Here is a 9,179-nt window from a genome sequence, read left to right as displayed (position 1 = left end):
AAGAACACCGGGCTGTGCTGCTGACGTCCCGGCGGCACTCCTCGAACGGCGGCGGGCCACCCGGCCCGCCGCCGTTCGGCCGTCGCGGGGGAAGGGGGCACCCCGGACGGTCCGACAGCGGGTCAGGCGTCCTTGAGGCCGGGGAAGTCCTCCTCCCAGAACTCGCGCTCGCCCCGGGCCGGGGCACCGGGAGCGCCCAGGCCGGTGGCGCTGCCCGCGGCCGCCGCGTGGCGCTCCTCCTCCAGGCGGCGCAGCTCGATCCGCCGGATCTTGCCGGAGATGGTCTTCGGCAGGTCGGCGAACTCCAGGCGGCGGATCCGCTTGTAGGGGGCGAGCCGCTCGCGGGCGAAGGCCAGGACGGAGCGGGCCGTCGCGGCGTCGGGCTCGTGCCCGGGGGCCAGGATGACGTACGCCTTGGGCACGGACAGCCGCAGCGGGTCGGGGGAGGGGACGACCGCGGCCTCGGCCACCGCCGGGTGCTCGATCAGCACGCTCTCCAGCTCGAACGGGGACAGCCGGTAGTCGCTGCTCTTGAAGACGTCGTCCGCGCGGCCCACGAAGGTGTAGTAGCCGTCGGCGTCGCGCTGCGCCACGTCCCCGGTGTGGTAGCGGCCGCCGGCCATCGACTCGGCGTGCCGCTCCGGGTCGTCCTGGTAGCCCGCCATCAGCCCGAGCGGCGCGGACGCCAGCGGCAGGCACAGTTCGCCGTCCTCGCCGGTGCCGGTGACCTCCTCGCCGGTGAACGGGTCGACCAGGACGACGTCGTAGCCGGGCAGCGGCAGGCCCATCGAGCCGGGCTTGACCGGCCGGCCCGGCGTGTTGCCGATCTGCGCGGTGGTCTCGGTCTGCCCGTAGCCGTCGCGCAGCGCGACGCCCCAGGCCCGCTCGATCCGCTCGACCACCTCGGGGTTCAACGGCTCGCCCGCGCCGACCAGTTCGCGCAGCGGCGGCCGCCACCGCTCCAGGTCCTCGAGCAGCAGCATCCGCCACACCGTGGGCGGCGCGCAGAACGAGGTCACCCGGTGGCGGACGAGGGCGTCCAGCAGCGGGCGGGCCGAGAAGCGCGGCTGGTTGACGATCAGGATCTCCGCGCCGGCGTTCCACGGCGCGAAGAAGTTGCTCCAGGCGTGCTTGGCCCAGCCCGGCGAGGACACGTTCAGGTGGACGTCCCCCGGCCGCAGGCCGATCCAGTACATCGTCGACAGGTGGCCCACCGGGTACGAGCGGTGGGTGTGCTGCACCAGCTTGGGGCGGCTGGTGGTGCCGGAGGTGAAGTACAGCAGCAGCGGGTCCTCGGCCCGGGTCGGCCCGTCCGGCGCGAAGCCGCCGGTGTACTCGGCCGCCCCGGCGTAGTCCGTCCAGCCGGGGACGGGCCCGCCGACCGCGATCCCGCTCCAGCCGCCCTCCAGCCCGGCGAAGCCGCCGGTGAGCGCGGACTCGGCGACCACGTACCGCACCCGGCCCCGGGTCAGCCGGTCGGCCAGGTCGTCCGCGGTCAGCAGGGTGCTCGCCGGGATGACCACCGCGCCCAGCTTGATCGCCGCGAGCATCACCTCCCACAGCGCCACCTGGTTGCCCAGCAGCAGCAGGATCCGGTCCCCGCGGGCGACGCCCTGCGCGCGCAGCCAGCCGGCCGTGCGGTCCGAGCGCTCCCGCAGCTCGTCGAAGGACAGCGCCGTCTCCTGCCGCAGCGTGCCGTCCGCGTCCAGGTCGACGACCCGCAGGGCGACCGCCGCGTTGCCCGCCGCCTCGACGTCGAACCAGTCCAGCGCCCAGTTGAAGTGCTCGCCGGCGGGGCGCGGGAAGGCGCGGGCGGCGTCGAGGTCGCCGCGCTCCGCCAGGAGGTGGTCCCGCGCCGCGCGGAAGTCGCGGTGCGCGGCGGAGTCCGAGTCCGAGTCCCGTCGAGCGGCCGTGTCCGGTGCCATCTGTGTGTCCGTCCCTGCCTCTTCGGCCCCGGCCGCCGCCTCGTTGCCCGGCCGCGGGCATACCGGCACGCTGCCAGCTCCGGTGATCACCGGTCAAGGGCGACACCGCATGTCACCGCCGGTACCGGCGGCCTCCCGGGCCGCCGCCGCGGGCCCGCGGACAAAGCGCTTCCGGTCGTCCGCGACCTGCCGTTAGGATCACTGCCACCTCCCGGGCGTGGGCGCAGAGGCAGACGCGCCGCGTTAGCAGCGCGGATCACGCCGGTTCGAATCCGGCCCCCGGGAGGCCCTGACGGGGGCCCCGTGGCGCAGAGGCAGACGCGCCGCACTGCTCGTGCGGAACACGCCGGTTCGAATCCGGCCGGGCCCACCCGTCGCCCCCGTGCACCACCGCCCCCGGAGGACCGTTCGATGAGCACGCCCCCGTCGAGCCTCCCGGAGGAGCCGGACGAGGCCGAACTCGCCGCCTTCGAGCGGACGCTGGGCCGCCTGCGGCTGCTGCCCGCCGACCACCCGGTGCGGCTGCGCGCCGAGCGCGGCACCGAGTCCTTCGTCCGCGACGGCCGGCACGCCCGCCGCCGCACCCGCCGCGCCGAGACCACTCGGGACGACGCCGCCCTGGTCGGCGCCACCGCCACCGGCGGCACCGACCGCCGCGAGGACGCCCCGCTGCCCACCGCCGCCGGACACGTCCCGATCGGCGAACTCGCCCGCCCCCAGCGCTGCTACGTCTGCAAGCAGCACTACCGGCAGGTCGACGGCTTCTACCACCGGCTGTGCCCCGACTGCGCCGCCGACCACACCGCCCGCCGCGCGCTCAGCACCGACCTGACCGGCCGCCGGGTGCTGCTCACCGGCGGCCGGGTCAAGATCGGCTTCCAGCTGGCCCTGATGATGCTCCGCGACGGCGCCGAACTGCTCGTCACCAGCCGCTTCCCGCACGACACCCTCGCCCGCTTCCGCGCCGCCGAGGGCAGCGCGCAGTGGCTGCACCGGCTGCGGATCGTCGGCATCGACCTGCGCGACCCGCGCCAGGTCCTCGGCCTGTGCGAGCAACTGCGCGCCGAGGGGCGACCGTTGGACGCCCTGGTGAACAACGCCGCGCAGACCCTGCGCCGCCCGCCCGGGTCGTACGCCCTGCTGGCCGCCGGGGAGCACGGCCCGGTGCCCGCGCAGGTCGGCCACGCGCCCGGGTTCCGCCCGATGCCCGCGCTCGCCGCCGCCTGGCCCGCCGCCGAACTCGCCGCCGACGCAGGCGTGTTGCTGCCGGTCGGGCTCGCCGCCGGGACGGTCGACGAGGCCGGGCTGCTGCCCGACACCGCGCCGGGCAACTCCTGGTCGGCGACGCTCGGCGGCCTCGACCCGGCCGAGGTGCTGGAGACCCAGCTGGTCAACGCGCTCGCCCCGGCGCTGCTCTGCGACCGGCTGCTGCCGCTGCTGGAGGCGTCCCCGCACCCGCGCCGCTACATCGTCAACGTCACCGCGGTGGAGGGCCGGTTCGAGGTCCGCAACAAGACGGCCGGCCACCCGCACACCAACATGGCCAAGGCCGCGCTCAACATGCTCACCCGCACCAGCGCCGCCGAACTCGCCACCCGCGGCGTCTACATGTGCGCGGTCGACACCGGCTGGATCACCGACGAGAACCCGGCCCCGAAGAAGACCCGGCTGGCCGACCACGGCTTCCGCACCCCGCTGGACATCGTGGACGGCGCGGCCCGGGTCTACGACCCGATCGTCCGCGGCGAAGCCGGGGAGCCGTTCGCGGGCGTCTTCCTGAAGGATTATCAGGTGGCGCAGTGGTGAGCGCAGCCCCTACGATCACCGCGACGGGGCCGTAGCGCAGCGGCAGGCGCGCCGCATTGCCAATGCGGAGGACGTCGGTTCGAATCCGACCGGCCCCGTCACCCGGGGGCGGGGCCGTAGCACAGCGGCAGATGCACCGGCCTACCTAGCCGGAGGACGCCGGTTCGAATCCGGTCGGCCCCATCCCGGAGAACCCGGCGGAGGTCTCAGCGGGCGGCCATCCGCAGCGCGCCGTCCATCCGGATGGTCTCGCCGTTCAGGTAGTCGTGCTCGGCGATCATCGCGACCAGCTTGGCGTACTCCTCGGGGCGGGCCAGCCGCTGCGGGAAGGTGACGGTCGCGGCCAGGCCGGAGCGGACCTCCTCGGAGAAGCCCGCCATCATCGGGGTGTCGACGATGCCGGGGGCGATGGTGACCACCCGGATGCCGTACTGCGCGAGGTCCCGGGCCGCCGTGATGGTCATCCCGGCCACGCCCGCCTTGGACGCCGCGTACGCGATCTGCCCGACCTGGCCCTCGAAGGCCGCGATGGACGCGGTGTTGACCACCAGCCCGCGCTGCCCGGCCGCGTCCGGCTCCTGCCCGGACATCGCCTCCGCGGCCAGCCGCATCACGTTGAAGGTGCCGACCAGGTTGACGTTCAGCACGCCGCGGAACAGGTCCAGGTCGTGCGGGCCGCGCCGGCCCACCACCCGCGCGGACGGGGCGATGCCCGCGCAGCTGACCGCCAGCCGCAGCGGGCGGCCGTCGGCGGCGATCCGCTCCAGCGCCGCGCGGACCGGCTGCTCCTCGGTGACGTCCGCACCGAGCAGGGTGACGCCGTCGGGCTGCGCGGGGGCGGACTCCACGGCCTTGGGCAGGTCGAGGCCGTACACGGCGGCGCCGAGCGAGGCCAGGTGGGCGGCGGTGGCCGCGCCCAGGCCCGAGGCGGCGCCGGTGACGAGGGCGGCGGTGCCGGAGAGCTGCATGGTGGAACGTCCTTTCAGGGAAGGCTGGTTGGCGTCAGCGGGCGGCGAACTGGCGGCTGATCACCAGGCGCTGGATCTGGTTGGTGCCCTCGAAGATCTGCATGATCTTGGCCTCGCGCATGTACCGCTCGACCGGGAAGTCCCGGGTGTAGCCGTAGCCGCCGAGCACCTGCACCGCGTCGGTGGTGACCTTCATCGCGGCGTCGGTGGCGACCAGCTTCGCCACGCTGGCCTGCCGGCTGAACGGGCGGCCCAGGTCGCGGCGGCGGGCCGCGTCCAGGTAGGTGGCGCGGGCCGAGTCGACGGCGGCGGCCATGTCGGCGAGCAGGAACCCCAGGCCCTGGTGGTCGACGATCCGGCGGCCGAAGGTGGTGCGCTCGTTGGCGTACGACACGGCCTGGTCCAGCGCGGCCTGGGCCAGGCCGGTGGCGCAGGCCGCGATGCCCAGCCGACCCGAGTCGAGCGCGGAGAACGCGATCGGCAGGCCCTGGCCCTCGGCGCCGATCAGCCGCTCGCGCTCCAGCAGCGCGCCGTCCCAGTAGGCGGCGGTGGTGGGCACCGCGTTCAGGCCCATCTTCTCCTCCGGCGGGCCGAAGCTCAGGCCGTCGGCCCGTCCGGGCGCCAGGAAGCAGGAGACGCCGTGCGGGCCGGGCGCGGTGCGGGCGAACAGCGCGTAGAAGTCGGCCTTGCCGCCGTGGGTGATCCACGCCTTGGTGCCGGTGATCCGGTACCCCTCGTCCACCGGCTCGGCCCGGCAGGTCAGCGCCGCCGCGTCCGAGCCCGCGTTCGGCTCGGAGAGGCTGTAGCCGCCGACCAGCTCGCCCGCCAGCATCCGGGGCAGCCAGCGCTCCCGCTGCTCGGGCGTGCCGTACGCGGTCAGCGGGTGGCAGGCCAGCGTGTGCACGCTGGTGGCCACCGCGACGGCCGCCCAGCGGGCCGCCAGCTCCTCCAGCACCTGGAGGTACACCTCGTACGGCTGCCCGCCGCCGCCGAACTCCTCCGGGTAGGGCAGGCCCAGCAGCCCCGCCTGCCCGAGCAGCGCGAACAGCCCCTCCGGGTAGCGCTCCTCCTTCTCGTGGGAGGCGACCCTGGTCGCGAGCTCCCGGTCGGCGAGATCACGGGTCAACGCGATCAGGTCGGCGGCTTCCTCGGTGGGCAGCAAGCGATCCACGGCCATGTTCCGGCTCCAAGCGGTACGCAAAGCGGTACGTCAGTACCGGTCAGCGTAGCGCAGAGTGTCGGGCGCGGGCAGCCCCCGGGCAGCGGGCACCCGGCGGGCACCGAGCGGGCACCCGGCGGGGCGGGGCGGGAGCGGGGCGTCCGCGCGGGAAAGGAGGCGCGGGGGAGGAGACGCGGGGCGGCCGGGGCCGACTGTCATACTGGCCGGGTGATCGACCGCGCAGCCGCCCCCCAGCCCACCGGACGGGGCGCCGCGCGCCGCAGCGCGCTCTTCGAGGAACTGGTGGCGCTGTTCGTGGCCGAGGGCTTCGCCCAGTTCACCCTGGACGACCTCGCCGCCCGCCTGCACTGCTCCAAGCGCACCCTGTACGGCCTGGCCGGCTCGAAGGAGCAGCTCGTCCGCGCGGCCGTGGTGCACTTCTTCCGGGAGGCCACCGCCCGGGTCGGCGCTGCCCTGGCCGCCGAGAGCGACCCGGCCGCCCGGCTGGCCGCCTACCTGCGCGCCGTCTCCGCCGAACTCGCCCCCGGCTCGGCCCGGTTCTTCGACGACCTGGCCGCCTTCGAACCCGCCGCCGAGGTCTACGGCCGCAACACCCGGGCCGCCGCCCGGCAGATCCAGCAGCTCATCGACGACGGCGTCGCGGCGGGCGCCTTCCGCGAGACCCACGTGGCCTTCGCCGCGGACGTGATCAGCTCGGTGATGGTCCGCATCCAGCAGCGCCAAGTCGCCGAGGCCACCGGCCTGGCCGACGCCGAGGCGTACGGGCACCTGGCGGAACTGCTGCTGCACGGCCTGCTGCGCTGAGCCCCGCCGGGGATCAGCCCTCGTCCTCCCGCGCGGGAGCCGGGCCGGACGCCTCCGCGGCGGGTTCGCACAGCGGGCAGCGGCCGTTCTCGCGGACCTTGCCGCACTCCTCGCACACCAGGTTCAGGAAGCAGGCGGGCTCGCCGCCCTCGGGCTCGGTGGGTTCCATGCCCCCAGTGTGCCGCGCACCGGCCCGGCCCCGGTAGCCGCCCCGACCCGGCCGCGGCCCGGCCACGGCCCGGCCCCGGCCCCGGGAAGCTCATCACCGGATCGTCCTTTCGGATAGTCCGACCTATGTCCGCCGCGCGGGTTCTCGTGCCCGCGCGGCGGTGCGTCGCCGCGCCGTCACCCGCGAGAACGGCCGATCCTGCCGGGAGTTGACGACGACGGGAGGTGGCTGAACGGTGAGCATCGGTCGGCGCGGTTGGTGGCGCATCGGCATCGCGGCCGCATTGTGCGTGGCCGGGACGGGGACCGCAGCGGTGGCGTCCGGCGTGACGCCGCTCGGCGGACGCGCGGCGGTCGGCGCGGACGAACAGCGGGCCCCGAACAGCGAGGACGGCCTGCAGGTGGTGAACGTGTCGGTGGACCGCACCAAGGTGCGCGGCCTCACCGTGGTGCGGGCCCTGGTGGCCAACCTCGGCCCCAACGAGGTCAGCGACCACTTCCACACCACGGTCAAGCTGCCCAAGCACGTCACGGTGGAGGGCAAGGTCTTCCCCGAAAGCTGCCGGTACGACGACGCGCGGCGGGAGTTGGTCTGCGACTTCCGCAAGGGCCTGGCGCTGCGCCGCACCGCGACGGTGCTCCTCCCGCTGCGGATCGCGGACGACGTGCGCCCCGGCCAGCGGCTCTCCGGCGGCCTGGTCTCCGTCCAGGACCCGGACCGGCCCACCCGGACCGTCCCCACCCGCGCCTTCACCATCGACGTCGAGCAGTAGCCCGGTGCCCGGTCACCGCACCCGCGCCCGCACCCGCACACCCGCCATCCTCCCGCACCCCCCGTTTCGACGGCCGATCGGAGCTCCGTGTCCCTGCCCCGCCGCGTAGCGCTGTTGTCGCTGCTGCTCGTCGTCCCGCTGCTGCCCGCCGCGCCGGCCTCCGCCGCGCCGCGGATCCAGCAGCGCAGCCTCGCCCCGACCAGCGCCCTGCCGGACACCCCGGTCGCGGCGACGCTCTCGGTCGGCTCGCTCACCACCTGCGTCACCGTCGACGAACTCGGCGTCGCGGTCCGGGACGCCAACCAGCAGAACCTGGACTTCCCCGGCTCGGCCGGCCGGACCAGGATCTGCCCCGGCGGCTACACCCTGACCACCGCCACCCGCAGCTTCCCGGCCGGGACGTACACCGAGTTCGGCTTCTACCGGATCGGCTCGACGTACTACAACCTGCCCAGCCAGACCCTGACCGTCGCCGCGCCCACCGTCCGCCAGCTCGCCCTGCTGCCGACCAAGGCGGTCGCCGACACCCAGGTCACCGGCACGCTCGCGGTGAACTCCACCGCCTGCCTGGACGTCGACGAGGTCGGCATCGGCGTCCGGGACGCGAACCAGCAGGTGCTGGACTTCCCCGGCACCGCCTCCGACGTGCGGATCTGCCCGCAGGGTTACGTCCTGACCACCGCCGCCCGGAGCTTCGCCGAGGGCACCTACACCGAGTTCGGCTGGTACCGGATCGGCAGCGAGTACCACAACCTGCCGAGCAAGACGCTGACCGTCACCAAGTCCGTCACCCCGCCCGTCCCGCCGATCCCCGCCGGACGGCTGGTCTTCGACGAGAACTTCACCGACCCGCCCGCCCTGGGCACCACCTGGGAGGACGACCGGACCAGCGCGTACAGGTACGGCAACCACAACCCGGACGACGACAAGCTCGACTGGCTGCAGCCCGGCGCGCTGAGCACCCGCAACGGCGCCAACACCTTCACCGGTACCCCCGGCGCCAACCGGCTGGAGAACGGCAAGCAGTCCTGGGACACCGGCCTGCTCACCACCGAGTACACCCAGCAGGGCTTCCAGGTCCGGCCCGGCGACTACGCGGAGGTCCGGCTGCAACTGCCCAGCGGCAACGGCGCCTGGCCCGCGCTGTGGACGTGGAAGGACGGCGGCAACGAGATCGACTCCTTCGAGTACCACCCGGACAACCCGAACCTGCTGGAACTCTCCAACCGGATCAACAGCGCCGGCACCTACTACACCGACGCCGACGAGATCTACCCCGGCGCCTGGGTCAGCATCGGCGTCCACTACGGGGCGTACAACAACGACTGGTACATCAACCACAAGCTGGTCTTCTCCGACCACACCGGCACCGGCCCGAACTGGAGCGCCTACCTGATCCTCAACCTGTCCATCTGCGCGGGCTACTGGCACCCCGCGCCGTCCAACGACAACGCGATCACCGCCGCCGCGGACTACCTGCGGGTCTGGCGGCCGCAGGTCTGAGCGGCGCGCGGCGCGCCACGCGCACCCCGGCGGGGCGGCACCGGTCCGACAC

At 74.5% G+C, this 9,179-nt stretch carries 8 protein-coding genes and 4 tRNA genes; 8 read left to right on the top strand and 4 right to left on the bottom strand.

Translation table 11 applies throughout. From position 1 onward, the window contains the following. Nucleotides 1-122: 122 nt before the first annotated feature. The gene (locus ACFUEL_RS28565; protein ID WP_380239648.1) at nucleotides 123-1,925 is read right to left on the bottom strand and encodes an AMP-binding protein; all 1,803 of its coding nucleotides are present in this window, start codon (nucleotides 1,923-1,925) and stop codon (nucleotides 123-125) included. 210 nt (nucleotides 1,926-2,135) lie between these two features. On the opposite strand from ACFUEL_RS28565, the gene ACFUEL_RS28560 reads away from it, so the two are divergent. From ACFUEL_RS28560 to ACFUEL_RS28540, 5 genes are all read left to right on the top strand, one after another. Then, nucleotides 2,136-2,210 (top strand) — tRNA-Ala (locus ACFUEL_RS28560). Between the two features lie 11 nt (nucleotides 2,211-2,221). After that, a tRNA-Ser gene (locus tag ACFUEL_RS28555) sits at nucleotides 2,222-2,295 on the top strand. A gap of 41 nt (nucleotides 2,296-2,336) precedes the next feature. Next, nucleotides 2,337-3,731: an SDR family NAD(P)-dependent oxidoreductase gene (locus ACFUEL_RS28550; protein WP_380239647.1), complete on the top strand. Its 1,395-nt coding sequence runs from the start codon at nucleotides 2,337-2,339 to the stop codon at nucleotides 3,729-3,731. A gap of 25 nt (nucleotides 3,732-3,756) precedes the next feature. Next, nucleotides 3,757-3,829 (top strand) — tRNA-Gly (locus ACFUEL_RS28545). 12 nt (nucleotides 3,830-3,841) lie between these two features. Beyond that, nucleotides 3,842-3,914, top strand: a tRNA-Gly gene (locus ACFUEL_RS28540). A 23-nt stretch (nucleotides 3,915-3,937) separates the two neighbouring features. Here the strand turns inward: ACFUEL_RS28540 and ACFUEL_RS28535 are convergent. Both ACFUEL_RS28535 and ACFUEL_RS28530 read right to left on the bottom strand, forming a co-directional pair. Further along, nucleotides 3,938-4,699: an SDR family NAD(P)-dependent oxidoreductase gene (locus ACFUEL_RS28535; RefSeq protein WP_380239646.1), complete on the bottom strand. Its 762-nt coding sequence runs from the start codon at nucleotides 4,697-4,699 to the stop codon at nucleotides 3,938-3,940. A gap of 34 nt (nucleotides 4,700-4,733) precedes the next feature. Then, nucleotides 4,734-5,876 carry an acyl-CoA dehydrogenase family protein gene (locus tag ACFUEL_RS28530; protein ID WP_380239645.1) on the bottom strand — a complete coding sequence of 381 codons (1,143 nt, stop codon included), beginning with the start codon at nucleotides 5,874-5,876 and terminating at the stop codon, nucleotides 4,734-4,736. Between the two features lie 210 nt (nucleotides 5,877-6,086). Here ACFUEL_RS28530 and ACFUEL_RS28525 point away from each other — a divergent pair, with 210 nt between their 5' ends. Continuing rightward, complete coding sequence (locus ACFUEL_RS28525; RefSeq protein WP_380239644.1) at nucleotides 6,087-6,683, top strand: TetR/AcrR family transcriptional regulator; 597 nt, start codon at nucleotides 6,087-6,089, stop codon at nucleotides 6,681-6,683. 13 nt (nucleotides 6,684-6,696) lie between these two features. Here ACFUEL_RS28525 and ACFUEL_RS28520 read toward each other — a convergent pair whose 3' ends face one another. Further along, nucleotides 6,697-6,852 carry a hypothetical protein gene (locus tag ACFUEL_RS28520; RefSeq protein WP_380239643.1) on the bottom strand — a complete coding sequence of 52 codons (156 nt, stop codon included), beginning with the start codon at nucleotides 6,850-6,852 and terminating at the stop codon, nucleotides 6,697-6,699. A gap of 235 nt (nucleotides 6,853-7,087) precedes the next feature. On the opposite strand from ACFUEL_RS28520, the gene ACFUEL_RS28515 reads away from it, so the two are divergent. Continuing rightward, on the top strand, nucleotides 7,088-7,624 hold the full coding sequence (locus ACFUEL_RS28515) for a hypothetical protein (protein ID WP_380239642.1): 537 nt from the start codon (nucleotides 7,088-7,090) through the stop codon (nucleotides 7,622-7,624). An 87-nt stretch (nucleotides 7,625-7,711) separates the two neighbouring features. After that, entirely contained in the window at nucleotides 7,712-9,127 is a 1,416-nt protein-coding gene (locus tag ACFUEL_RS28510; RefSeq protein ID WP_380239641.1) for a hypothetical protein, read from the top strand. Nucleotides 9,128-9,179 lie beyond the last annotated feature (52 nt).

This window comes from Kitasatospora sp. NPDC057198, from assembly GCF_042670125.1.
In the GTDB taxonomy this organism is placed as follows: Bacteria; Actinomycetota; Actinomycetes; order Streptomycetales; family Streptomycetaceae; genus Kitasatospora.
Note: the sequence above shows the minus strand (reverse complement) of the source record. Positions and strands in the feature narration are given on the sequence as shown.